This window comes from Thermaerobacter litoralis, assembly GCF_054654595.1.
Window position 1 is genome coordinate 45,926 of record NZ_BAAIES010000009.1, and the last position, 25,121, is coordinate 71,046.

Sequence of the window (25,121 nt, forward strand, 5' to 3'; positions counted from 1 at the left end):
ATGGTGCGCGGTCCAGACAACCCCGTCACCGAGGCCGTTGACTCGTGCATCGTGTACTGGGCCACGGCAGGACTCCCCCGGCCGCAGATCGATCAGATGGCGGCGGAGCTGCGGGCCCACCTTGAGCAAGCCGTGGCGGCCGGCAAATCCGTCGAGACCGTGATCGGCGGAGACGTCGCCCGGTTCGCCGAGGAGTGGCGGCGCGCCGTGGGTAGCCACCCGTCTAGATGGGAACAGTTGCTGTTTGCGGCACACCCCATTGCGCTGGCAGTCTTCTTCACCCTGCTGCCGGCCGTCCTGTTCCAGCCAGTGGTCGCGGTGGAGGCGGCTCATCTCGTTCAGGTGCTGTGGATGGCAACGGGCATCTGGATCTTGTTTGCGCCTCGGCTGGGCGGGCGATGGCTGGCGAATAGCGCGAACGAGCGTTACGGGCGCCTGTGGGTCGCGGTGGTGATCGGCACATTCACCGGCATGCTGCTCCTCAGCCCGGTCATGCCCTGGGTACCCCAATGGACTCTCTTCGCGGTCCCACGGTGGCAGGCACTGCTCGTCATGGCAGCTTGCATGGCGATCAGCGGGCTGGCGATCCTCCGGGACCCTGGTCGGCCGCGGGCACCGGCCTCCGTTCAGTAGGCAGAAGACTCTAGCATTCCAGGTCAGGATGCCACGGTTACCAACCAGGGTACCACGGTCGCGAGGATGAGGGGGCGCCCTCTGGGCTTTCGGTAGGTCTTGGGTATAGGTCTTGGGTATACGAACAATCTCAAATCACCGTTGCTGGAGGAGGTGGCCCAAGCCGTGCCCGCCCGTAGTCGGGACGAAACCCGCGGCAGCCAGTTGCTCAAAGGCGTACTTGACATGCTGCTTCTGGCCCTGATTGCCGAGCAGCCCCGTTACGGATACCAGATGGTGGAAGAACTCGGGCGGCGCGGGCTTCACCTCGTCAGCGAGGGAAGCATCTACCCTGTGCTCGCCCGCCTGGAGCGGGCCGGGTATGTCCAGGGATACTTCGAGCCCTCGCCACAGGGTCCGCCTCGCAAGTACTACCGCATCCTGCCCCACGGCCAGCAGGTTCTCCACCGCTGGGTAGACGAGTGGCACCGGTTCGCGCGCGGTGTGGACGCGGTGGTGGCGGGCCAGCCCGCGGCGGGCACAGCCGGACCGGCAGCGGGACGCGGCGGTTCGGCCCCGGACCCCACCATCGCCTTGCGCGGTGGAGCCGGGCCGTGACCGTACAATCCGCCCGGTGTGATGCCCCGTTCCGAGGAACGGGTCTTCCCGGCTGGGACGACCACGGTCGTAACGCCGTGGAATCGGGCACTCCTCGCCCTGGCGACCCTGGCGACGGCCGCAATCTCCCCGCGCCGGTCGCTCGCCCTTCCTCGATGGGCCGCCTGAGTCCCCTGAGTCACCGGACACCTGCGGTCACCGCAGGGGCCCCCGGGCCCGATCATCGCTTGCGAGGGATGGTGAGACTCTGCCACCGCTCGCCAGCCCTGGCCTTGGCCAGGTAGACGATCTGGCCCACGTGATAGGAGATGTGGAACAGCTGGCGCTCGATGGCGTCGATCACGGTGTGCGGCTCGCCGCGGATGGACACGGTCCGCAGCAGGTCGCCCGGCCTCAGGGCATCCAGCGCCGCAAAGAGCGCCCGCCACCCCCTCTCCCAGCGCGCCATCAGCTCCTGCCGGGGCAGCCGCTCTTCGACGAACTCGGCATCCCGGTCGCGATCGGGCTTCTCGCCGTCCGAGGTCAAAAAGTCGGTCCACCGGGAGACCATGTTGCCGCTCAAGTGCTTGATGAGGACCGTGATGCTATTGGACTCCCCGCCGGGAGACCAGGCGAGGGCGTCGTCGTCCACCTGCGCCAGCGCCCGCTCGGCGAGGTCCTTGATGTAGCGGAACCGGCTCTTGACCGCCTCAAGGTAGACCTCCGCCAACCGTGGGCCGTCCACCAGGTCGTGCACGGGCCTTCCCTCCCTGGGCTGGGAATCATGCACCTCGCCTCCCGGCCGGCGGCGTGGCGCCGGGCTCCGAACGAGGGCGCGCGTAGAGAGTTCGTTGCACATCGTGCCGGGCGGTTCCTGCGCCTCCCGGCCCCCCTTCTTCTTGGTTCCTATTGTTAGATCCCTCGGTCCGTTGACCCGCTCGCTGGATCCGTGATAGCGTCGTGACAGACAACGGGGTCTGGCCATCTCCGATTTCCGAAGGCGATGAACGGGAAGAGTACCCGGGAAGCGCGCCTCCCAGCGAGCCGGGACGGTGGAAGCCGGTAGGTCGCGCCTGGGGAATCCGCCCGGGAGCCCGCCGCCGAGCCACGGATGCAGTTCGCGCGCCGTCGCGTGCACAGGCCTGGTGGGAAGGCGGCCGGCTGCCGCCCGATACGCGGCACGAGCGGGCGCCGTCACGGCGCCAAGTCCGGTGGCACCGCGGGACGACTCCCGCCCGGAAGGGCGGGAGTTTCTTTTTTGCAGTGCCGAAGGAGGAGACGATCGTGATCGATCCGGAACTGCTTCGCAAGGAGCCCGAGCGCATCCGGGAAGCGGCCCGACTCAAGGGCTTCGACCCCGAAACGGTAGACCTGGCGGTCACCCTGGACCGGCGCCGGCGCGAGCTCCTCGCCGTCGTCGAGCGCCTGCGGGCGGAGCGCAATGCCCTATCCAAGAGGATCGGTAGCCTGCCCCCGGAGGAGCGTCACGCGGCCCTCACCCGCGCGACCGTGCTCAAGGAGCGGTTGGCACAGCTGGAACCCGAGCTGCGGGACGTCCAGAACCGGCTCCAGCACCTCCTGCTGTGCCTGCCCAACCCGCCTGCGCCCTCGTCCCCGGTAGGTTCATCCGACGAAGACAACGTCGAGATCCGCCGGTGGGGCCAGCCGCCCTCGTTTCCCTTCCCTCCACGCGACCACATGGAACTCGGGCAGCTGCTGGGGATCATCGAGACGGAGCGGGCGGTGAAAATGGCGGGTTCCCGCGCCTATTTCCTGAAGAACGAGGGGGCCCTCCTCGAATGGGCCGTCCTCCGGTTCGCCGTCGACCTGTTGCTTCGGCGGGGCTATACGTTGCTGGCACCACCGGTGCTGGTCCGGGACGAGGCCATGACGGCCACGGGGTACTTCCCGCTGGGACGCGAGGAAGTGTACCGGCTCGAGCGGGACGAGCTGAACCTGGTCGGCACCGCCGAAGTCCCGCTGGTGGCTTACCACATGGATGAGACCCTCGAGGAGAACGAGTTGCCCCGGCGCTACTGCGCACTCTCCCCGTGCTTTCGACGCGAGGTCGGCAGCGCGGGCCGCGACGTCCACGGCCTTTACCGAGTCCACCAGTTCTGGAAGGTGGAGCAGGTGATCATCTGCGAGGCCGATCCCGACGCCTCCCGCCGCTACCACGAGGAACTCCTCAAGAACGCCGAGGACATCCTGCAGGCCCTCGAACTGCCCTACCGGGTCGTGCAAGCCTGTACGGGCGACATGGGACAGGGACAGGTTTTGAAACACGACGTCGAGACCTGGATGCCCAGCCGCGGCCGGTACGGAGAAACCCATTCGTGTTCCAGCTTCCACGACTTCCAGGCGCGCCGCGCTCGCATCCGCTACCGGGACAGGAACGGGCGGGTCCGGTACGCCTACACGCTGAACAACACCGCCGTCGCCTCGCCCCGGATCCTGATCCCGCTCCTGGAGATCCACCAGCGGCAAGACGGAAGCGTCCGCATCCCGGAGGCACTCCGGCCCTACATGGGCGGCTTGGAGGCACTGGTCCCTCGGGTTGCGTAACCGTAACGGCAGCGTAACGGCCGCCGAGGGGCAGTCCCGGGGGAGGGCGGCAGGCGGCAGCGCCGCGGCAGGGAATCTCTTGCAGAGACGCCCGGCGCCCCGCCCGGCACCCGCCACCCCCAACGGAAGGGATCCGCAGGCGCCGGTGGGCCTGCCGGTGGGTCCGGACCGGTGACCTGCCGCGGCGGGAGAGGAGCACGCCAATCAATGGACCACTCCACGGGCAGGCCAACCCTGGTCGCCGAGGTGACCGCCGAGACCATCGCCCTCGAGGTGCACTGGGGCCGGGAGGTTTACTACCTGGAGGTCTCGGACGGTGTCGTGCGCTACCGGGAGACCACGCGCTGGGATCGCAATGCCTGCTACATCGAGAACCTGCTGGACATGGACAAGCTGGTCGAGGATCTTCGGAGAAGGTACCGGAGTATGTACCCGTCCCTGGGACCCCGGTCCGTTCTCGTCGAGCTGGAGTTCGACAACCACCAGGTGACCGTCAGACGCTGCACCGAGAGGGCCGCGTCGCGCCCGGTCCCCTGGACGGTTGAAGAACGGTGGCCCCGGGAAACGGGACTGTATGAGAAGTGGAGCGAGACCCGGTTCGTGTGGGGTGCCTTCGACTGCGAGGGCGTCGTGGCCTGCGTCGATGATTGGCATGGCCACCCGGACAAACCGGCCACCGGCGGACAGAACCCCGATCCGGGCGGCCATCCCGCCGTGATCCTGCTCACCGGGCGCCGGCCCCTTTGGGAAAACGGGCAACTGGCTTCCCTTTTGCGCCAAGGCCGGCAGGTCGTGGTGCTCGATGCAGAGGACGGCTTTCATCTCGCCCCGCGGCATGACCGCCTGCCTCCACCGGAGGTCCCCAGGGACCGCTTCGGCTACATGTCCGTCGCCTGGTTGCCCGCCCCGGCTCTGGTGGGCCAGACCGTACGGGTGATCGCCGACGGGCGACAGGGTGTCCTCCTGGTGCTTCGCCCTGAGCGTCCGGTACATATTCCGGCGAAACTCGGGGGGATCCACGGTAAGGAAAGCACCCTGCGGGACTCCGCCCACCCAGCCGGTGCCGGGAACGCCGGTGACCGGGCCCGTTCGGCTCAGGACCGGCGGCGCACGGACCTGCTGCCGGCCAGCCGCCACCGGGTCACCTTGACTCCTGTGCCGAAAGACTTCATACCTCCTTTCGAACAGGTCACCAGCGTGGGGGTTATCGCTATCACCCCGGAGGGGAAGGTCGCGGTCACCCTTCAATCCCGGGGCTTTGACATCCCCGGCGGCCACGTCCAGCGGGGCGACCGCAGCCTGGAGGAAACGGCCCGACGGGAAGCCCTGGAGGAAGCCAGGGTGACCCTGGGCAAGGTGGAGTATCTGGGCGCCCTTTGCTCGAACTACTACTCCGAACCGACCTACATCGTGCTGATGGCCGCCATGGTAGAGCAGGTCCTGCCCTTCGAACCCACACCCGATCACCGGCTGCGGCTATTTCTGACCCCCGAGCAGTTCGCGTCGGTCTACTCCGCGGGGAATCGGGAGAGGATGCAGGCGGCTGTGCGACAGGCCCGGGCCTTGTTCTTTCCGCAGCTATCCTCCCGGCCGTAGCACCACCGAAACCGATCGCCGTGACGGGGGTCTAGGCGGAGCCATGCGACGGGCAATGAATTGCTGCCTGGTCTGGCCGAGCGCGGGGCGCGAACCGTGACGGTCAGGTCCAGGGCGGTGGATTCCATCTACGTCGTGTGGGCCGCGGATCACCTCAAAGACCCGCTCGCCATCGTCGTGCAGCCGGGCTCTTCGCCCTGGCCGTTCTGGTCCACGTACTTTTCCCCAAGCAGGTCGGACGTTGGATGCAGGTTCTTGAAGCCGACCCGTGGCGCACCGGGTTGGTCGGCCTGGTGGCGATGGGCCTCTTTTATCCCGCCATCTTCCTGGTAGCGATCACGATCGTCGGCATCCCCGTTGCCCTCGCGATGGTCTTCGTCTACGCCCTGGCCCGCCTAGGCGGCTACATGGCCGTGGCCATGCTTCTTGGCCGGAGGATCTCCGCCGGACGCGATCCGTTGTTAACGCTTGGGGTGGGCGTGTTCGCGCTCGCCTTTCTTCGGTACGTACCGGTGATCGGCTGGCTGGCGGGCCTGGTGGTTGCCAGCCTGTCCATCGGCGCGGTCATCCAGACGCGCTTTGGCACCCGGGACGCGGTGCCTTCGGGGCCGGCGCCTCCGGGCCGCACCGATGGCGGCACGTAGGGGTACCCCGTATGGCTGCTGGCGGGTCTGCAAGGCGATTCTAGGCAACTAGGGAGCGCCCCGCGTGCGGGGTCCGCCCTACGCTTCCGGCGTGGATGCCTGGTCGTTCAGAGGGCCGCATATGCAGGCGACGTCCTCTTGTCACGTCTTAAAGAAACCCGAGCCATGAGCGTCTACCGTGGCAAGATACAGGGAGGAGCAGTCATGCCGCCGAAAACAGAAACGCGCCACCGCATCTTTCTCGCTGTAACAGCGATTTGTCCAGCGGCCGCGGTGTACGGACGTCCGGGCTCTGGTCAAGGAGGATCCTTCCATGGGGCTTCGCCATCGCTTTGCCGAACAGTTCCGAAAGCCGAGGGGCTTTTGAGCCTGTTTCACGAACCCAGGTATTTCCGCAGGATTGCAGCCACGGGAGGTTAAGTGAAAGCATCGGTTGGAATTCGCCATGGCCTGAGGTGTTCCTATGGCCTACAACTTCCGCCCGGTGAACCGTGACCAACTGTACCTGCTCCCACCGAGCCTTCGCGACTGGCTGCCTGAGGATCATCTGGCCGGGTTTCTGATCGACGCCGTCGAGCAGATGGACCTGCGGGCCTTTTACGAGAAGTACCGCGCCGACGGTTGGGGCGGAGAGAGTTACGACCCGACCCTGATGGTGACGATCCTGCTGTACGCCTACTGCGTCGGCGAACGGTCGAGCCGGCGGATCGAGCGGTTGTGCCTCGAGGACGTGGCCTTCCGGGTGATCACCGCCAATCAGAAGCCGGATCACGTGACCATCGCCCGCTTCCGCCAGCGCCATGCACGGGAGCTGGCCGCGCTGTTCACCCAGGTGCTGCGGCTGTGCCGTGAAGCGGGGCTGGGGAAGGTCGGCGTGGTGGCACTGGACGGGACGAAAGTCAAGGCCAACGCCTCGCTGGCGGCCAACCGAACGTATGATGTGATTCGCCAGGAAGTGGAGAAGATGCTGCGGGAGGCGGAGGCCACGGACCGGGAAGAAGATGAGCGGTACGGCCCCGGGCGCCGTGGGGATGAGTTGCCGGAGGAACTGCGCTCCCGCCAGAGCCGGCTGGAGCGGCTGAAGGCATGCAAGCGGCGGCTGGAGGAAGAGGCGGCCCGGGAAGCGGCTCGGCAGCAGGCCCGCATCGAGGAGCGGAAAGCCCAGGAGCAGGCGACTGGCAAGAAGCGGCGGGGGCGGAAGCCGAAGGCGCCGGATGCCTCGGTGGATCCGGCGGCCAAAGCCAACGTGACGGATCCGGACAGCCGGATCCTCAAGACCCGGCAGGGCTTTGTGCAAGGGTACAACGCCCAGGCGGTGGTCACGGAGGACCAACTCATCGTGGCCGCGGCGGTGACGCAGGACGCCAACGACGTGGGCCAACTCCACCCGATGCTCCAGCAGGCGCAAGCCAACCTGCGGGCCGCGGGCGTCAACAAGCCCATCCGCGCCGTGGTGGCCGACGCGGGGTACTGGAGCGAGGCGAACGTGAAGCAGGCGCCGGCCGAGGGGCCGGAGCTGTTCCTGGCGACGAGCAAGGAGTGGAAGCATCGTCAGGCGGTGAAGGATGCACCCCCTCCGCGAGGCCGGATCCCGAAGGGGCTGAGCCTGCGGGAGCGGATGGAACGCAAGCTGCGGACCCGGCGAGGGCAGGCGATCTACGCCAAGCGCAGCCAGACCGTGGAGCCCGTGTTCGGGCAGATCAAGACCGTGCGAGGCGCCGACCGGTTCCTCCGTCGGGGTCTGGCGGCGTGTGATAGCGAGTGGAAGCTGCTTTGCTTGACCCACAACTTGCTGAAGCTCTGGCGGAGGGTCAGGGAGCGATCCGCCACCTTGCCCTTTGAATGTACGGTGGCGGGCTTGGCATAGCAGGGGAACGATCGGGCCGCCGGCCTACCCCGTCCTGACCGTCAGCCCACGGGACATGGCCGAATCGACCCGGTACGTTCCCACTAGGTCCGATCTCTCAGGGTCGGTGCAACAGGCTCTTTTGGGGCCATGTGGCCGGAATGGTCATGGCCGCAACCACCCGTCGTCGCAATGAGTGGACGCTGTCGCTGTTGGAGATCCGTCCCGATGATCGGGTCCTGGAAATCGGGTACGGGCCAGGGGTCGGTATTACCTTGGCGAGCGGGTTGGTCGACGGGGGTACCGTCACGGGGATCGATCACTCCGAGGCGATGCGCGTACAGGCGACACGGCGTAATCTGAAGGCGGTGCGCCAGGGCAAGGTACGTCTGTTTACGGGAACCATCGAGGAGTGGCCGGGTTTTCCGCATACGTTCTCTAAGGTATTTTCCATCAATTCCGCGCAATTTTGGGCCGATAGGCCCCATGTGTGCCGAAAACTTCACAATTGGCTCGATCCGGGCGGCCGCATCGCCATCACCTACCAGCCCGTCGGGAAAGACGCACCCGGGTTGAACGAATTCGCCGATCAGTTAGCCCGGGACTTGCAACAGGCCGGGTTTGTGCGAATTCGGCGAGAAACCAAAGTTCTCACCATCGCGCCGGCGGTTTGTGTCATCGCTGAGAAGGATGCACCTTCAGGAGTTGTTTGAGGGAGGCTCTGCCCAGGCTTCCTCGGCCGCCAAGGCCGTGGTGACGCACTTCACGCCCTTGCAAAAGCCCGGGTCGCAACCCCGGCCCGGGCCGCGCTTCACCCGGGGAACGTTCCACTACGCGCCTTGCGTCCCGGCCGCCGGCGTGGTGGCCGTCCGCTTCTCTCGCCGGCGGTGGATCCCCTGGCGCTCGAGGGACATATAACAGCGAGAACGAGGGTTCCAGCGCATGACATACCGCCCCTTACCTACACCCTTTTCTGCGAGAAGGGCCAGGCGCAGCGTTCTGCTCGTGCGCCCCGTCCTGTTATTCACTAGTCAGGCGTCGAGGCCAGCCGCGGCCTTTGGCAGGGCAATCTTGACTCCACGAACCCCCAAGGGGATGCGCAGCAACCTGATCCTGCCCATCCCCCCCCCCCCAGAAGTTCACGTCGCAATGCAATAGAGAGAACGGCAGCCTTCCAATCCACGGTCACCGCCAGGATTTCACGCCGAGTCTCTTTGTTGGCACCCTCTGTCTTGCGGATCCACACAACCGCCAATGGGTTCACACTCCTTCCGCAACTCCTTCCGCAACGCGAGTAGGCTTCACGCGCTGACTTTCCCCCCTTTTGCCTGTACGTCAAACAGTATGAATCAGATGCATGCCGGTCAACACACGGACTTACATCACAACGTGTTCACAGCACATTCCCGAGACTTAACCCACCGTGTCTTCACTCTCTTGCACCAATCGACAACAATAAGCGGAACACGCTCGCAGGGGGAGTGAAACAAGCGTGGAAAACTCCTGAGCCCAGGCCCTGCCTACAACCGCCTCCGTTCAGGCCGCCCTCAGGGGAGTTCCACGCGTTTGTTCCGGTACGTCACGCGGGTACACCGGATCACCATCAGTGCGACGCAATAAGGGTTGTGGCGGGTCGACGCTACGCCTGATCTTGGCCGACATTTGTCGGGTCCGGTCGATGTAATGCACCGACTCGGCCTCGATGACACGATTGCGGCCCGTCCTCTGGCAACGCTGTATGGTTCTGCCCACGCAAAGCCGCCACCTGCTCCTAGGCGAGGAAGCCGCCCTCAAGACCACGGATGTGCCCCACGCGATTCTCATTCGGCGGCCGCGAAGGGGTGAATTCGACCTAGAACCCTTTGGACGGCGTGACGGTGACTCGTCCCACACAGAGCCGGACCATCGCCAAAAGGTCGTCGATGTTCAAGGAAATGCCCCTCGAAGTGGAGATACAGATCAGCTATATTGCCAATCGAAATTGTCCGAACGGTTCTCTGATTTCGGGTCTAATGTTTTGATTATTAAAATGGACGGCAAGACGCAATAAGTGTTTGTCGTATGTAAAAAGGTAATCTGCCTTAATATAGATTGCCGTTGCCAAATGAACCGCGTCGGCCCCCTTAAGATTAAATTGGCGCACCAAATCCCGGGCTATAGACGACACCCTGCGATCAACCATCACAATGTGAAGCCAGTCATATTTAAAAAAGTTTACCATTTCGTTGTAAAGGCTGTCCGGGAGTTTGCGCGCATCAGTATTGGGCGGTTTTGCAACTTCGGCTATGCTCAGGGCCGATGTTACGCCGCGACACAATCCATCTCTTAAGTCATCGACGCAAGCCTTACAGTCCTGCCAACGTCCTTGTTCCTTTTGAAAATATGCAATAATCATTGACGTCTCGAGATAAACAAGTGGAGCCGAGAGTTTATCCCTCATCGCGCAGTCTCCTTACAAAATCCTCGGACGGCATTCCGTCCGTAAAATCAGGGACTAAGCCGAGAAAATAAATTGGATCCGGAAGCTCCTCAGCCTTCGGAAGGATTTCAATGGAGTCTGCGATTATACTCTTGACCTCTCCGTCTTCGTCATAGGCGACATTGCCGGCCACGATAACGCGTTGCCCTGGGGCCAGGGCTTCCTTTACTATGGGCAAAAGATCTTCCTTAAAATGGCATTCAACTCTGCGACCATCAAAGTCTCTATAGATATTGCATCTAAAGGCCTGACGGATGCTGACCATTTCGAGGCTCCCTTCAACGCTTCCATAATCCTTGAAGGGAGGTGGTGCCATCATCCTTCTAATTGCATCAAGCGTGGATCGGCTAATTACGGCATGCATGCCATTTGCATGGACAGTAATTTGCCCATTTTGGCGTACCGCCTCGCGGGCAATCTCCTTGATAAGCACAAGTGCCCTGCCGGAATACGTGGCGGGTAATTCGAACTCAGATAGTTGTTGCAATTGTCGTAATCCTCGTACAGCGGATCGGATAACCTCACGACCAAGGTCTGTGTCCTCGGAGGCTTCAGCTGTCACTACATAACTTCCTTGTGATATTTCTGAAATGATCCAAGGGATGTGCTTACGACGACGTGGGTCGAGAGTGTTCTCGATTTCATGTAGAAGTTGGCTAAACCGTTCTATTACACGTGCGAAAGAGGCCATTTCGGCATGGCCCTCGGCGGGTTCAATGTGAAGTGTAAACGTAACCTTTTCCGGCATAGATCAACACCTCAATCTCCTTAGACGGCGTGACCCTCCCTGACGTCGCATATGTTGGAAGCGATCGACACGTAACTGCTAAGCCGATGTGAAATGCAGGATTCCCCCTGGTTGAATTGTTTCGAGTCTTATGATTCGACGGTAATACTCCTATTCCTGCCAGTATTGGCGGCTCCACCAGCCGTCCCCTGACGAATCGGACATGGCGTCACCTCCATCCATACGCTGCGTGCCTAACCGCCACCGCCAGTCCTGGCGCTTGGGTCCGGGCACCTATCAGCCGTGGTAGAACAGCGAGCCCTCGTCGTGCTAGGAGAAGTCGGCGCACTCCCCGATTAGGATGCGCCACGTCTAGTGCTCGTGGGCCGTGTCGTAGCGGGACGGCCAATGTCCCTCGCGTCGGCGTGACGCTGCAGTAGACCAGCCCTGCATCGATCAGTTCCTCCAGTGTGGGCCGTGGGTGGCGGTTCTTGACCCTGGCATACCACATGTGGATCAGAACGGTGAACCCCTACGCGAAGCCTTGGATGATCGCTCGCTGGCGTAGTATCAAGGGCCGGGCGCGGTTTGTGCGAAGGCGGACCTGCATATACGCGATGACCAGGCCTGGGGGTGTGCGGAAGCGCCGGAGTTTCATGTCGTGGCCACCCCCAGGGCCGCTGCTGCGGTTGCCCGAACCACCAGCACGGCGGGGAGGAGGCAGCCCCATTGGATTTGGGCGAACAGTTCCAAACGCCTCGTCCCCGCCGCCTTGCCGGCCGCCTGGCCCGCCCCCTGGGCGCTGTCTTCAAGGGCCCTCCGTGAGGTCTGCCGGGCCCGCCACAGCCGGCTGTCCATGGCATTGCGCGAGATGCCTTCCTGCCGCGCCATGTCGGCGATGGACTCTTCCAGCCAGTAGCGCCGGATGAGGAGGTCCCGCTCAGCAGCCGGGAGCAACTCCAGGGGCAGCCCGCAGCCGCTGCACCTCGCTCGCCCGTACCAGCACTTCCGCGGGGTCGGCGGTGACCGGGGTTCCTGGCCCTGGTGGGCCTTGCCGGCCCGCCGGGAAATCTCCCGCCGGGACATCGGCGGATGCGACCGCACTCGGCAGCTCGCCGCGAAACTCTCCAGAAGGCAGGCGGCCGGCAAAGCTGCGAATGGAACCCCGGCGGCGCATCTCGCGTTCCAGCTGCCGCCGCCGGTTCAGCGCCGCGTATTTCAGGAGCATGAGACCCAGCTGCGAAAGGTGCCGCGGGCCGGGTCGTATTCCGCCACCCGCTCCCACGCCGCCACCAGGGCGTCGGCGGCCACCTCCTCGGCATCGGCCGGCGTTCCTGCGGGGCCGAGGAGCAGCCGCGCCCGGTAGACCAGCGGCCCAGCCAGGTGCTCGACCATGACGCCAACGGCGTCCGGATCGCCCTGGCGCAGGCGGTCAACCACGGCCGGGGGCAGGTCGGCTCCACGGGCGGTCGGCCGGGCGAGGGCAAGGACGCCGGTGAGGGCGCCCGCGACGGCGGCCAGGATGCGGGGCTCGCCGGTACACTGCCGCCGCCCGGCGGAGAATCCCCCCGGGTGGGGCCGCGAGATCCCGTCCCGTTTACGGCTTGCAATGGTGCATCAGGTTCGCGGAAAACGATGGGTCGAAAGCCTCCTCCCCGGAGCCTCCGTCCGCAGGCAATGGCTTGCATGTTGGCCAGGAGGTCTGCCTCACCTGCAGGGATGCCCCTCACCTTGAGAGGTGCCCCCCACCTTCGGGTCACCCCTCACCTTCCTACTACGCCCGCGGGCGACGGGATCTTGCGGCCCGGCGCCCAGCAGGCATCCGGCCGCCCGACAGGGAATGTCTGCTAAGAACCTGCGTCAGGGGAGGGGAGCCGGCGTGCTACCGCCTGGAACGCTGCAGGACCGCGTCGCCATCGTCACCGGGGGAGGAACCGGCCTCGGCAAGGCCATGGCCCTGGAATTCACCCGCCTGGGGGCCCGGGTGGTGCTGGCCAGCCGCAAGCCCGAGAACCTGGAGAAGGCCGCCGCCGAGATCACCGAGCGGGGCGGCCAGGCCCTGACCGTCCCCACCGACGTCCGCGACCCGGAGCAGGTCGACCGGATGGTCCAGGCCGCCCTGGACCGCTTTGGCCGGATCGACATCCTGGTCAACAACGCGGCCGGCAACTTCGTCTGCCCCGCCGAGGAGCTCTCCGTCAACGGGTGGAACGCCGTCGTCAACATCGTGCTGCACGGAACCTTCTACTGCACCCGGGCCGTGGCCCGGCACTGGATCGCCCAGGGCCGGGGCGGCAACATCCTGAACATCATCGCCACCTATGCCTGGACGGGCGGGCCCGGTACCGTCCACTCGGCGGCGGCCAAGGCCGGCGTCCTGGCGATGACCCGCACCCTGGCCGTGGAGTGGGCGCCCAAGGGCATCCGGGTCAACTGCATCGCCCCCGGCCCCGTCGACGGCACCGGCGCCGCGCCCCAGCTCTGGCCCACGGAAGAGGCCCGCCAGGCGGTGCTGCGCTCCATCCCCCTGGGCCGCATGGGCCGGCCCGAAGAGATCGCCCATGCCGCAGCCTACCTGGTGTCCGACTACGCCGGGTTCATCACCGGCGAGGTGCTGACCATCGACGGCGGGCAGTGGCTGGGGCGGGGCGTGTTCAAGGGCCAGAGGCGATGAACCGTGCGCGTCGCCCTGTTCATTACCTGTCTCTGTGACCTGTTCTTCCCCGAGGTCGGCGAGAGCACCGTCCGGCTGCTGCGCCGGCTGGGCGTCGAGGTCACCTTCCCCGCCGGGCAGACCTGCTGCGGGCAGCCGGCCTACAATACGGGCTACACCACCGAGGCCCGGGACGTGGCCCGCAACCTGATCGAAGCCTTCGAGCGGGAGGCGCCGGATGTGCCGGTGGTGACCCCGTCGGGCTCCTGCGCCGCCATGATCCGCCACCACTACCCGCGGCTGTTCGCCGGCGACCCGGCCTGGACCGCCCGGGCGGCGGCCTTCGCCGAGCGGGTGTACGAGCTGTCCGAGTTCATCGTCCACGTCCTGGGACGGACGGACCTGGGCGGCCGTTACCCCGCCGTCGCCACCTTCCACCGCTCCTGCCACATGGCCCGGGGGCTCGGTCTGGTGGAGGAACCCCTGGCCTTGCTGCGGGCTGTCGAAGGGCTCAAGCTTGTGGACCTGCCCCACCCCGGCGAGTGCTGCGGCTTCGGCGGCACCTTCGCCGTGAAGATGGCGGAGCTCTCGACGGCCATGGTCGACGCCAAGGTCCAGGCCGTCGAGGACACCGGCGCCCAGCTTCTGGTCGGTTGCGACGTGGGCTGCCTCATGCACATCGGTGGGCGGCTGCGGCGCCTGGGCCGGCCGGTGCGGGTTCTTCACCTGGCGCAGCTCCTCGATGAGGCCACCCGGCCCGCCCGGCATACGGCGTAGGCCCCCAGGCAGGTACCATTCTGGCCCGGCGGAGCGGCCTGGGCCACGAGTGCCGTGCCATGGCAGCGGCGACGGGCGGCCGGGTACCGTGTAGCCCGGCGCCTGGGTCCCACGGGTCGACCCGGAGCCTGCTGGCGCTTGCGAGGGCGGTCTCAGGGCCGCCTCGGGTCCGCCTCGCGACGACGGGGCGCCGTCCGCCGGGTTCGTCCGGCGGGTGACCCCTTGACCGACGTACCGGGGGGAGGAACCGGCCATGCGGAACGCAACCCCAGATCACGCCGAAGCCCGCCGTGCGGCGGCCACGGCGGGGGCCGCCGCGCCCGCCACCGCGCCCGGCGGCACCGGTGCGGTGGCGAGCACGACCACGAACCGCATCGTGAGCAGCACCCCCCGCCCCGCCAATCCCTCCCACCGTCCCCCCGCCGAGCCCTTCCACCAGCGAGCCGCCGCGGCCCTGCGGGACGACTTCCTCCGCGTCGCCGTCCCCCGCGCCACCTACCGCCAGCACTACGGCCGCCAGGAGGCCCTGGCCCTGCTGGGCGATCCCCTCAAGTGGCGGGAGCGGGCCCGCAGCATCCGCGCCCGCACCATCGCCCAGCTCGATCGGTACCTGGACCAGGCCATCGCCGCGGTGGAGGCCCGGGGCGGCCACGTCCACCGGGCGGCGACGGCGGCCGAGGCGGTGGAGACCATTCTGGGCATTGTGCAGCGGGCCGGCGGCCGGCGGGTGGTCAAGTCGAAGTCCATGGTCACCGAGGAGATCCACCTCAACCCCCACCTGGAGGCGGCGGGCGTCGAGGTGGTGGAGACGGACCTCGGGGAGTACATCATCCAGCTGGCCGGTCACCGGCCGTCCCACATCGTGGCGCCGGCCGTGCACCTGTCCCAGCAGCAGATCCGGGAGATCTTCAGCCGCGAGGCGGGCCACGAGCTCCCCGACGACCCCGTCGCCCTGGCCGCCTTCGCCCGCCAGCGGCTGCGGGAGAAGTTCCTCCGCGCCGACGTGGGCATCTCCGGGGTCAACTTCCTGGTGGCGGAGTCGGGCACCGTGGTCCTGGTGACCAACGAGGGCAACGGGCGCATGGTCACCTCCCTGCCCCGGGTCCACATCGCCGTCATGGGCATGGAGCGGGTCGTGCCCACCTGGGCCGACCTGGCCGTGCTCCTGGAGGTCCTGGCCCGCAGCGCCACGGGCCAGAAGATCACCGTCTACACCACCTTCGTGGGGGGGCCGCGGCGCCCGGGCGAGGCCGACGGCCCCGAGGAGTTCCACCTGGTCATCGTCGACAACGGGCGGTCGAACCTGCTGGGCACCCGCTTCCAGGAGGCCCTGCACTGCATCCGCTGCGGCGCCTGCCTGAACGCCTGCCCCGTGTACCGGCAGATCGGGGGCCATCCCTACGGGGGCGTCTACAGCGGGCCCATCGGCGCCGTCATCACCCCGCTGCTGGGCGGCCTGGACGGCTGGGACGACCTCCCCTACGCCTCCAGCCTCTGCGGCGCGTGCTACGAGGCCTGTCCGGTGATGATCCCCCTGCACGATCTTCTGGTCGACCTGCGGGAAGAGGTGGTGAACCGCCGGCGGCCGGCCGGGGAAGCCGCCTATGGGGACGCCGGTCCCCGAGCCCGGCCCTCTGGTGCGGCCGGGCGGAAAGCGGCGACCGCCGCAGGAGGCGAGGCAGGCGCGTCCGGCCCCGAGGCCGGTGGTGGGGAGCGGGAGGCCGCCGTGTGGACAGGTGCAACGCGGGAAGCTTCAGGCGGTGAGGGCTTGCATGGGCTCCGCCACCGCGCCGAAGCCTGGGCGTTCCGGCTGTGGCGCTGGGCCTTTACGGACCCGCGGCGCTATCGCCTAGTGGCCCGGCTCGCGGCCTGGCTGCAGGCGCCCTGGCTGGTTCAGGACGAACCGGCTCCCCCCGCGGCGCCGCCAAGTGCCGCGAGCTACGGGTCGCGGGATAGCCAGCAAGAAGCCACCGGTTCAGTCGCCCAAGGGCGAGCGGTTCCCCATGACCGAGCGAGCAAGGCGCCGGCCGTACCCGCCCCTCAGGGGGATCCCGAGGAGCATGCGGGGGCACCCGGCGCCGGTGCCACGGGCGATCGGCGGTCGCCGGCAGGGCTTCCGGCCGGGCTTTCGGCGGGGCTTCCGCCCGGGCATTCAGCCGGCCTGATGGACGGTGCCGTCCTGCGCGGAGGTCCAGGCCCCCTGGGTGCCTGGACTGCCTCCCGCGACTTTCCGGCCGTGGCCTCCCGGCCCTTCCACGCCCGCTGGCCTGAGCTCGCCCGCGAGGTGGAACCCGGCCCCCCGGCCGCAGCGGGCCCGGTCCCACGGCAGCCGGGCGTGCCACCGGAGCCCGGTGCGAGGGCTCTGCTTGGCTCTCCGCCTGGGTCTGTACCTGGGTCTGGATCTAAGTCTGTACCTGGGTCGCCTCCTGGGGCTTTACAAGGGCCTGGGTCAGCGTGCCGGCCAGGGTCCCCGGCCCGGTCCCAGGTGTGCACGATGGAAAGCGGGCCGACCGCCGGCTTGCCGCGGGCGGACCACCCGGGCCCCGACCCTGCCGGCTGGCCCGAGCGCTTTGGCCGGGAGCTTGAGGCCGTCCACGGCACCTGGACCCGCGCCCAGGGCGGAAGGCCCGAAGCCGTGGCGGCGGCCTGCGCCGCCGCCTGTGCCGCGTTCGTCCGGTCTCGCGGCTTACGGCGGGTGGTGGCCTGGGACCCCGCCGCCCCGGGCCTGCCGGAGGGAGCCGGGCCGGTCCTGGAAGCCGTGCTTCACGCCCTGGAGGAGGCAGGCTGCCAGGTCACCCGCTGGCGGGACCAGGAACCGGGCCTTTCCCCGCTGAGGCTGCGTGAGGCAGCGGCCGCCGCAGACCTGGGCATCGTCGTGGCCCACTTCGCCATCGCCGCCAGCGGCACCGTGGCCGTGGTCCACGGGCCGGGCCGCGGGCGGGCCGTCAGCCTGCTGCCGGAGCACCTGGTGATCCTGGTCCCCGGCGCCGTACTGGTACCCACCCTGGCCGCGGCCATCACGGGCCTCACGAAGCGTTACGGGGTGACCGACCCGGCCCGTGCGCCCCAGAACGTCACGTTCATCACGGGTCCCAGCAAGTCGTCGGACATCGAGCTGCACCCGGTGGTGGGGGTCCACGGGCCGCGGCACGTCCACGCGGTGATCTACGGGACGCGGTGATCTCTCGCACGCGGTAACCTGCGGGACGCCTCACGGAACGGGGCGCTCCGCGGGCCGTGTCTACGGGTCGTGACCCGGGGCTTCGATGCTTTCCCGTCGTCGGGCCATCGGTCGAGCTTCGGCTCAGGCGGGCTAGCGGCTGGGAGGTGACACCCGGTGCGCAGACAAAGGCCCATGCGCAGGGTTCGACTCCGCATCCTGGGGGCGGCGCTGTTCTGCCTGGTCGTCCTGACCGCCTACACCATTTGGGACAATGAACGCATCGTCGTGCGAGGATATGTGGTAACCCATCCACAGGTACCGCCAGCCTTCGACGGTTACCGAATCGTGTTCATCAGCGATCTCGAAGGGCGGACCTTCGGCGACCAGCAAAGCCGGCTCGTTCAACGAATCGTCGAGCAACGTCCCGACCTCATTGTGCTGGGCGGCGACTACATCGACGAAGAGGAAGCTTCCGCGGAACCCGTGGCTGCCCTCGTTACCGGATTGCGCCAGTCGCTTCAGGCACTGGTCTACTTCATTCTCGGTCCGAAGGATCAGTATTGGGAATCCCATGACGGTGACGATGCCGTCCTTCGCGAGCTGATGGAGCGGGGCGCCCGGTATTTGAACGGCCCCGTGCGGATCGAAAGGGGATCAGACCATATCTGGCTCAGCGGGCTGCGCGTCGCGTTCGCCACAAACCCGGCCAATCTCCCCGATTATTTCAGGACCCATCGCGTCCCTTCCCTCGAGAGAGAGTACATCGAGCGTGGCACACTGTTCTGGTATCACTCTACCCCGTCGGATTTCGTCATTGTCGTGAATCATAAGCCGCTGCGCGATTTCGGCCGCTATCTGAGCCTGTTTCACTGACCCTGACGAGATCAGAACTGGGGGAACGTACCGGGTCGATTCGGCTATGTCCCGTGGGCTGACGGTCAGGACGGGATAGGCCGGCGGCCCGGTCGTTACCCTTCTATGCCAACGCGGCCGCCATCCAACCAAAGGGTGAGGATGCGGACCCCTTCGTTACCTTCCGCCAGAGCTTCAGCGAGTTATGGGTCAGGCAGAGCAGCTTCCACTCGCTGTCACACGCCGCCAGACTGCGACGCAGGAACCGGTCGGCGCCTCGCACGGTCTTGATCTGCCCGAACACGGGCTCCACGGTCTGGCTGCGCTTGGCGTAGATCGCCTGCCCTCGCCGGGTCCGCAGCTTGCGTTCCATCCGCTCCCGCAGGCTCAGCCCCTTGGGGATCCGGCCCCGCGGAGGGGGTGCATCCTTCACCGCCTGACGATGCTTCCACTCCTTGCTCGTCGCCAGGAACAGCTCCGGCCCCTCGGCCGGCGCCTGCTTCACGTTCGCCTCGCTCCAGTACCCCGCGTCGGCCACCACGGCGCGGATGGGCTTGTTGACGCCCGCGGCCCGCAGGTTGGCTTGCGCCTGCTGGAGCATCGGGTGCAGTTGGCCGACGTCGTTGGCGTCCTGCGTCACCGCCGCGGCCACGATGAGCTGGTCTTCGCTCACCACCGCCTGGGCGTTGTACCCTTGCACAAAGCCCTGCCGGGTCTTGAGGATCCGGCTGTCCGGATCCGTCACGTTGGCCTTGGCCGCCGGATCCACCGAGGCATCCGGCGCCTTCGGCTTCCGCCCCCGCCGCTTCTTGCCGGTCGCCTGCTCCTGGGCTTTCCGCTCCTCGATGCGGGCCTGCTGCCGGGCCGCTTCCCGGGCCGCCTCTTCCTCCAGCCACCGCTTGCATGCCTTCAGCCGCTCCAGCCGGCTCTGGCGGGAGCGCAGTTCCTCCGGCAACTCATCCCCACGGCGCCCGGGGCCGTACCGCTCCTCTTCTTCCCGGTCCGTGGCCTCCGCCTCCCGGAGCATCTTCTCCACTTCCTGGCGAATCCCATCATACGTTCGGTTGGCCGCCAGCGAGGCGTTGGCCTTGACTTTCGTCCCGTCCAGCGCCACCACGCCGACCTTCCCCAGCTCCGCCTCCCGGCACAGCCGCAGCACCTGGGTGAACAGCGCGGCCAGCTCCCGTGCATGGCGCTGGCGGAAGCGGGCGATGGTCACGTGATCCGGCTTCTGGTTGGCGGTGATCACCCGGAAGGCCACGTCCTCGAGGCACAGCCGCTCGATCCGCCGGCTCGACCGTTCGCCGACGCAGTAGGCGTACAGCAGGAGCGTCACCATCAGGGTCGGGTCGTAACTCTCTCCGCCCCAACCGTCGGCGCGGTACTTCTCGTAAAAGGCCCGCAGGTCCATCTGCTCGACGGCGTCGATCAGAAACCAGGCCAGATGATCCTCAGGCAGCCAGTCGCGAAGGCTCGGTGGGAGCAGGTACAGTTGGTCGCGGTTCACCGGGCGGAGGTTGTAGGCCATAGGGACACCTCGGGCGATGGCGAATTCCAACCGATGCTTTCACTTAACCTCCCGTGGCTGCAGTCCTGCGGAAATACCTGGGTTCGTGAAACAGGCTCAAAAGGGGCTGTAAATAGTGTAGCGAACCCGATTCCAGAAATTTGTGTTGACCGGCAAATCCGGCCCTCCTTTTCCTAGGCCCACACGGCGGGTATGTCCACGGCGGTCAGGGAAGGGGCGGCAGGCGACGGCCTGTCGCGATCGTCGCCTGCCGCCCCATTCCATCGCTGATGCTCCGGGTGTCTCACTGCTCCTGCCTATCCCGCGCGGACAACGCGGGTGGCGTTGAGGATGGCCAGCAGGGAGACGCCGACGTCGGCAAATACCGCTTCCCACATGGAGGCCACTCCCGCGGCCCCTAGGAGCACGAAAATCAGCTTGACCCCGAGGGCGAAGGCGATGTTCTGCTTCACGATGCGGCGCGTGGCCCGGGCCACGGACACGGCCGTCGCCAGCCTGGCCGGGCTGTCGTCCATGATCACCACGTCGGCCGCCTCGATGGCCGCGTCCGAGCCGAGGCCGCCCATGGCGACGCCGATGTCCGCCCGGGTCAGCACCGGTGCGTCGTTAATGCCGTCCCCGACGAAGGCGAGGGCGCCGGGCCGCCCCTCTTGGCGCCGCTCGGCGTCCAGCCGCTCTACGGCCGCCACCTTATCCTCGGGGAGCAGGTTGGCGTGCACATCGTCCAGGTCCAGCGTTGCGGCCACCTTCTCGGCGACGGACCGGTCGTCCCCCGTCAGCATGACCTGGCGCCGGACGCCCATTTCGCGCAGCGCGCGCACGGCCGCCGCCGCCTCGGGCTTGATCTCGTCCGCGATGACGATGCGCCCCGCCAGCACGCCATCCACTCCCACGTAGACCACCGTGCCCTCGGCCTCGCAGGTCTCGTGAGGGATGCCCTCGCGGTGCAGGAGCCGGTCGTTACCGGCAACGACTAGTTGCCCGTCCACACGGGCGCGCACGCCATGGCCCGCGACCTCTTCGTAGCCCGACACGCGCGCTTCGTCCACGCTCTGGCCGTACGCCTCGGCGATGGAGGCGGCGATGGGGTGGCTGGAGAAGGCCTCGGCGTGGGCGGCCAGCTCCAGGACCCGGCCGCGGGAGAACCCGTTGTAGGGGGTGACCTCTACCACCTTGAAGACGCCCCGCGTCAGCGTGCCCGTCTTGTCCCAAACGACGGTGTCCAGGCGCGTCAGGGCGTCCAGGTAGTTGGCCCCCTTGACCAGCACGCCCCGCCGCGAGGCGCCGCCGAGGCCGCCGAAGTAGCCCAGCGGGATCGACACCACCAGCGCGCAGGGACACGAGATCACCAGCAGGACCAGCGCGCGCCGGACCCACTCGCCGAACTCCGCCCCGGGCACCACCAGCGGGGGGATGACCGCGATCGCCGCGGCGGCCGCAACGACCGCCGGCGTGTAGTAACGAGAGAAAGTGGTGATGAACCGCTCCGTGGGCGCCTTGCGCGCGGCCGCCGTCTCCACCAGCCGCAGGATCTTGGCCACCGACGACTCGCCGAAGGGCCGGGTGACCCGCACGGTGAGCAGGCCCCGAGTGTTGACCATGCCCGCCATCACTTCGTCGCCGGGTTCCACCCGCCGGGGCACCGATTCTCCCGTGAGGGCGGAGGTGTCCACGAAGGACGATCCTTCGACCACTTGGCCGTCCAGGGGGATGCGCTCCCCGGGCCGGACCACGATTTCCTCGCCCACGGCCACCGCCTCGGGCGATACGCGGAGGATCTCACCGTTCCGCCGCACGTGGGCGTAGTCGGGCCGGAGGTCCATGAGTGCCCGGATGGAGCGCCGGGAGCGCTGCACGGCCAGGTCCTGGAAGAACTCGCCGATGGTGTAGAACAGCATGACCGCCACTGCCTCGGGCAGCTCGTGGATGGCGATGGCGCCCGCGGTGGCCACGGTCATCAGGAAGTTCTCGTCGAAAAGCTGCCCGCGCCGGGCGTTGCGAAGGGCGGCCCCGATCACGCCGTGCCCGACCCACAAGTAAACGGCCAGTAGCGCGGCGTCCACCGCCAGGGCGAGGGGCGTACCATCCACCCGTGGGTGGAGGAAGGTAGCTGCCAGGAACGCCAAAGTGGCCAGGCCGATGGCCGCCAGGCGGCGGTAGGTGGAGTGATGTTCCTCTTCTTCAGCCGGCCGCTCTGCCTGGCCCGTCGTGCCCGTCCTTTCCTCGCCGGACGAACGCGGCGCCACCGCCTTCCCGGCGGCCCTTCCCACGGTTTCTCCCGTGGGATATACCGCCGCATCCGGCGCCGGGTTCGTCCCGTGGGGAAAAACGCCCTCCTGACGAGTCCCGTCCCGGGCGGCAGCCCCCGTGTCTTGGCGCGGCGTGACGAGCCGGACGCCGGGTTCGACGCGGGCGATGATCTGCCGGGCGCGCTCGACCTGGGCCGGGGGAAGCAGGACGGACCCCGTGGCGAAGCTGACGGTGGCGTCTTCCAGCCCCGGCTCGCGGCGCAGGGCATCCTCGATCCGCTGCGCGCAGCTGGCGCAGTCGATGCCCTCCAAGACATAGCTGTGCAGAGGCTCCCGCCGTGTGTCCGTGCTCATCGGCAATCCCTCCGGCGCGCCTTCCCGCCTTGGGGGCTAGCGCTCTTCTTCGTAGTGCTCCTGGGCCACCTGGATCAGCCGCAGGACGTGCTCGTCGGCCAGGGAGTAGTAGACGTTCTTGCCCTCCCGCCGGTACTTGACCAGCCGCATCGTCTTGAGCAGGCGCAGGTGGTGGGACACGGCGGGTAGGGAGAGGTCGAGGATGGCCGCCAGGTCGCAGACGCAGAGTTCCTCGGACGCCAGAAGGTAGAGGATCTTGGTGCGCGTCTCGTCGGCCAGGGCCTGGAACAACTCCGACAGTCCCGCCACTTCCACGAGGCGCTCGCGCAGGGCGGCGACGCGCTCGCCGTTGGGGTCGAAGCTCGCGCACACGTCATTCCGGGCTCTCTGCCGTGATGCTGTCACGGGCGGCCCCTCCTCATTTGATTATTCCATAATCGTTTAATCGACTTCCATACTAGCGACCGGCGCTGGGGATGTCAACCGCCGGCGATCGTTCCGCCCTCCAGGTTCGACCACCGGCGACCGGGCGCGTACCCGGGGAAGGCCCCTTTCACCCCGCCATGGGCGCCCCGGACCCACCCAGGAGCCCCGCCACCGTCTGGTAAAGGAGGAACGCGTTCAGTCCCGTGATCGTCAAGGCGATGGCCCAGCCCAGGACCTTCATCCAACCGGTGTTGACGAAGGGGCCCATGAGCCGCGGGTCGCCGGTGAACTGCATCAGCGGGATCACGGCGAAGGGGAGCTGCAGGGACAGGATCACCTGGGAGAGGATCAGCAGCTGCGCGGTTGCGGACGGGCCGGCGAGGGCCGTCACCAGGACCGCGGGCACGATGGCTACCAGCCGCGTGATCAGGCGCCGCAGCCAGGCCGGCAGGCGCAGGCGGAGGAATCCCTCCATCACGACCTGGCCGGCCAGCGTGCCGGTGAGCGTGGAATTCTGGCCGGCGGCCAGGAGCGCCACGGCGAACAGGAGGCTTGCCGCCTGGACCCCGAGCAAAGGGCTCAGCAGCCGGTAGGCTTCCTGGATCTCCGCTACCTGTGTGAAGCCGCGGGTGTGGAAGGTGGCGGCGGACAGCACGAGGATCGCGGCGTTGACGAAGAAGGCGATACCGAGGGCGATGGTGGAGTCCGCGGTAGCGTAGCGAATGGCCTCCCGCTTGTCCCGCTCGTCGGAGCCGTAAGCGCGCGTCTGAACGATGCTCGAGTGCAGGTAAAGGTTGTGCGGCATCACCGTGGCGCCGAGGATACCCAGCGCCAGGTAGAGCATCTCCGGCTCCAGCACGAGCCGCCCCGTCGGGATGAGGCCCGCCACGATGGGCCCCAGGGCCGGGGAAGCATAGAGGAGGTTGACGAGGAAACTGCCCATGATGACGGCGATCAGCGAGACGACCAGCGCCTCCACGTAACGGAAGCCGCGGTTTTGGAGGAAGAGGATCAGGACCACGTCGAGAGCCGTCAAGATCACGCCGAGGAGCAGGGGGAGGCCGAACAACAGGTTGAGGGCGATGGCCGTGCCGACCACTTCGGCCAGGTCCGTAGCGGCAATGGCCAGCTCGGCCAGCACCCAGAGCAGGAAGCTGGTTCGCCGCAGGTAGCGCACGCGGCAGGCCTGGGCGAGGTCAAGGCCGGTGGCGATGCCCAGGCGGGCGCAAAGGGCTTGGAGAAACATGGCCATGAGGCTGGATATCAGCACCACGGAGAGGAGAGCGTAACCGTAAGCCGAACCGGCGGCAAGGGACGTCGCCCAGTTTCCCGGGTCCATGTAGCCGACCGCCACCAGGAAGCCCGGGCCGGCGTAGGCAAGGAACTTGCGAACCGCCGCCCATCGCGCGTGCCCACGGGGGATGGCAATACTGCCGTGGACCTCGGGCAGGCTCCGCTCGCCGGGCACCTTGGTGCCGGCGGCTTCCCCCGCCACCATCACCGCTACGGCCGGCGGGCGCCACTGGCCTTCGGCCATGGCCTTCATGTCGTTTCGTTCCCTTCCCCCGTCGCTAGCCACCGCGACCCAGCTCCTTCATTCCTAATTTTGTTCCCGGATAAGAATTTTGCATGGATGCAAATCTCGGGCCGAAAAAGACCGGTGTTTTGTGTCACCGGAAAAGAGTTGCCCTATGGCAACTTTGTTGGAGCCAGCTTAATTGCTCTTGCAAGAGGTGTCAAGGGGGTGACTTCGTGGAAAAGCAGGCCGGCGGCAACGGCCACATTGCCGTGACGGGCATAGAAATAGCAGAGTGTGCTCATGAATACGCTCCGGCACCACGCGGCGGTCTATCAGGCGGGTGCATAGAAAAAGATCGGGCTGGAGTTGGTCGTCTCCAGCCCGCCGGTCAACGGGGCCGCCCAAATCTCTCGGCAGGCACGGCCTGCGAATGCAGAACCGGCCTTATGGTACCTGCCCTGGCGCGGCGGGATGCGAGGTGAGTCAAATACACGGCGGGCCGAAGGACGACCTCCAGCCCCCCGTGACCTGCCC

Annotated in this window: 20 protein-coding genes; 11 read left to right on the forward strand and 9 right to left on the reverse strand. The window is 67.1% G+C overall.

From position 1 onward, the window contains the following. Both ACYQ02_RS07395 and ACYQ02_RS07400 read left to right on the forward strand, forming a co-directional pair. Positions 1 to 633 carry a DUF1700 domain-containing protein gene (locus tag ACYQ02_RS07395; RefSeq protein ID WP_460039815.1) on the forward strand — a complete coding sequence of 211 codons (633 nt, stop codon included), beginning with the start codon at positions 1 to 3 and terminating at the stop codon, positions 631 to 633. A gap of 165 nt (positions 634 to 798) precedes the next feature. Continuing rightward, positions 799 to 1,230: a PadR family transcriptional regulator gene (locus ACYQ02_RS07400; RefSeq protein ID WP_460039816.1), complete on the forward strand. Its 432-nt coding sequence runs from the start codon at positions 799 to 801 to the stop codon at positions 1,228 to 1,230. A gap of 220 nt (positions 1,231 to 1,450) precedes the next feature. On the opposite strand, the gene ACYQ02_RS07405 is transcribed toward ACYQ02_RS07400, so the two are convergent. Further along, entirely contained in the window at positions 1,451 to 1,966 is a 516-nt protein-coding gene (locus ACYQ02_RS07405) for a DUF1572 family protein (protein ID WP_460039817.1), read from the reverse strand. A 527-nt stretch (positions 1,967 to 2,493) separates the two neighbouring features. On the opposite strand from ACYQ02_RS07405, the gene serS reads away from it, so the two are divergent. The 5 genes from serS (at position 2,494) to ACYQ02_RS07430 (ending at position 8,573) form a co-directional block, all read left to right on the forward strand. Continuing rightward, complete coding sequence (gene serS / locus ACYQ02_RS07410) at positions 2,494 to 3,774, forward strand: serine--tRNA ligase (protein ID WP_460039818.1); 1,281 nt, start codon at positions 2,494 to 2,496, stop codon at positions 3,772 to 3,774. 207 nt (positions 3,775 to 3,981) lie between these two features. Continuing rightward, positions 3,982 to 5,370 (forward strand): NUDIX hydrolase, encoded by a 1,389-nt coding sequence (locus tag ACYQ02_RS07415; protein WP_460039819.1) that lies wholly within the window; start codon positions 3,982 to 3,984, stop codon positions 5,368 to 5,370. Positions 5,371 to 5,507: 137 nt separating this feature from the next. After that, positions 5,508 to 6,014, forward strand: coding sequence for a DUF8173 domain-containing protein (locus tag ACYQ02_RS07420; protein ID WP_487248084.1), 507 nt, complete (start codon positions 5,508 to 5,510; stop codon positions 6,012 to 6,014). Positions 6,015 to 6,477: 463 nt separating this feature from the next. After that, positions 6,478 to 7,881, forward strand: a complete 1,404-nt coding sequence (locus ACYQ02_RS07425) for a transposase (protein WP_460039821.1) — start codon at positions 6,478 to 6,480, stop codon at positions 7,879 to 7,881. Positions 7,882 to 8,027: 146 nt separating this feature from the next. Next, on the forward strand, positions 8,028 to 8,573 hold the full coding sequence (locus ACYQ02_RS07430; protein ID WP_460039822.1) for a class I SAM-dependent methyltransferase: 546 nt from the start codon (positions 8,028 to 8,030) through the stop codon (positions 8,571 to 8,573). 1,250 nt (positions 8,574 to 9,823) lie between these two features. Here ACYQ02_RS07430 and ACYQ02_RS07435 read toward each other — a convergent pair. From ACYQ02_RS07435 to ACYQ02_RS07450, 4 genes are all read right to left on the reverse strand, one after another. Continuing rightward, positions 9,824 to 10,300 (reverse strand): type II toxin-antitoxin system VapC family toxin, encoded by a 477-nt coding sequence (locus tag ACYQ02_RS07435; RefSeq protein WP_460039823.1) that lies wholly within the window; start codon positions 10,298 to 10,300, stop codon positions 9,824 to 9,826. After that, a complete protein-coding gene (locus ACYQ02_RS07440) occupies positions 10,290 to 11,087 on the reverse strand; it encodes a hypothetical protein (protein WP_460039824.1) in 798 nt (265 codons plus the stop codon). Before ACYQ02_RS07440 ends, ACYQ02_RS07435 begins: the two co-directional genes overlap by 11 nt. Before the next feature lie 633 nt (positions 11,088 to 11,720). Continuing rightward, positions 11,721 to 12,023 carry a sigma factor-like helix-turn-helix DNA-binding protein gene (locus ACYQ02_RS07445; protein WP_460039825.1) on the reverse strand — a complete coding sequence of 101 codons (303 nt, stop codon included), beginning with the start codon at positions 12,021 to 12,023 and terminating at the stop codon, positions 11,721 to 11,723. Between the two features lie 261 nt (positions 12,024 to 12,284). After that, the gene (locus ACYQ02_RS07450; protein WP_460039826.1) at positions 12,285 to 12,461 is read right to left on the reverse strand and encodes a sigma factor; all 177 of its coding nucleotides are present in this window, start codon (positions 12,459 to 12,461) and stop codon (positions 12,285 to 12,287) included. A 484-nt stretch (positions 12,462 to 12,945) separates the two neighbouring features. Here ACYQ02_RS07450 and fadH point away from each other — a divergent pair, with 484 nt between their 5' ends. The 4 genes from fadH to ACYQ02_RS07470 all read left to right on the forward strand — a co-directional run bounded on the left by fadH (position 12,946) and on the right by ACYQ02_RS07470 (position 18,532). Continuing rightward, positions 12,946 to 13,740, forward strand: a complete 795-nt coding sequence (fadH, locus tag ACYQ02_RS07455) for a 2,4-dienoyl-CoA reductase (RefSeq protein WP_460039827.1) — start codon at positions 12,946 to 12,948, stop codon at positions 13,738 to 13,740. Between the two features lie 3 nt (positions 13,741 to 13,743). Beyond that, positions 13,744 to 14,496: a (Fe-S)-binding protein gene (locus ACYQ02_RS07460; protein ID WP_460039828.1), complete on the forward strand. Its 753-nt coding sequence runs from the start codon at positions 13,744 to 13,746 to the stop codon at positions 14,494 to 14,496. A gap of 253 nt (positions 14,497 to 14,749) precedes the next feature. Continuing rightward, on the forward strand, positions 14,750 to 17,677 hold the full coding sequence (locus ACYQ02_RS07465) for a LutB/LldF family L-lactate oxidation iron-sulfur protein (RefSeq protein WP_460039829.1): 2,928 nt from the start codon (positions 14,750 to 14,752) through the stop codon (positions 17,675 to 17,677). A 156-nt stretch (positions 17,678 to 17,833) separates the two neighbouring features. Then, positions 17,834 to 18,532: a metallophosphoesterase gene (locus ACYQ02_RS07470; protein ID WP_460039830.1), complete on the forward strand. Its 699-nt coding sequence runs from the start codon at positions 17,834 to 17,836 to the stop codon at positions 18,530 to 18,532. 103 nt (positions 18,533 to 18,635) lie between these two features. Here the strand turns inward: ACYQ02_RS07470 and ACYQ02_RS07475 are convergent, their stop codons facing one another. From ACYQ02_RS07475 to ACYQ02_RS07490, 4 genes are all read right to left on the reverse strand, one after another. Then, positions 18,636 to 20,039 carry a transposase gene (locus ACYQ02_RS07475; protein WP_460039831.1) on the reverse strand — a complete coding sequence of 468 codons (1,404 nt, stop codon included), beginning with the start codon at positions 20,037 to 20,039 and terminating at the stop codon, positions 18,636 to 18,638. Positions 20,040 to 20,335: 296 nt separating this feature from the next. Continuing rightward, positions 20,336 to 22,642 (reverse strand): heavy metal translocating P-type ATPase, encoded by a 2,307-nt coding sequence (locus ACYQ02_RS07480; RefSeq protein WP_460039832.1) that lies wholly within the window; start codon positions 22,640 to 22,642, stop codon positions 20,336 to 20,338. A 36-nt stretch (positions 22,643 to 22,678) separates the two neighbouring features. Next, positions 22,679 to 23,047 (reverse strand): ArsR/SmtB family transcription factor, encoded by a 369-nt coding sequence (locus ACYQ02_RS07485; protein ID WP_006903667.1) that lies wholly within the window; start codon positions 23,045 to 23,047, stop codon positions 22,679 to 22,681. A 148-nt stretch (positions 23,048 to 23,195) separates the two neighbouring features. Next, the gene (locus ACYQ02_RS07490; protein ID WP_460039833.1) at positions 23,196 to 24,647 is read right to left on the reverse strand and encodes an Nramp family divalent metal transporter; all 1,452 of its coding nucleotides are present in this window, start codon (positions 24,645 to 24,647) and stop codon (positions 23,196 to 23,198) included. Between the last annotated feature and the right edge of the window lie 474 nt (positions 24,648 to 25,121).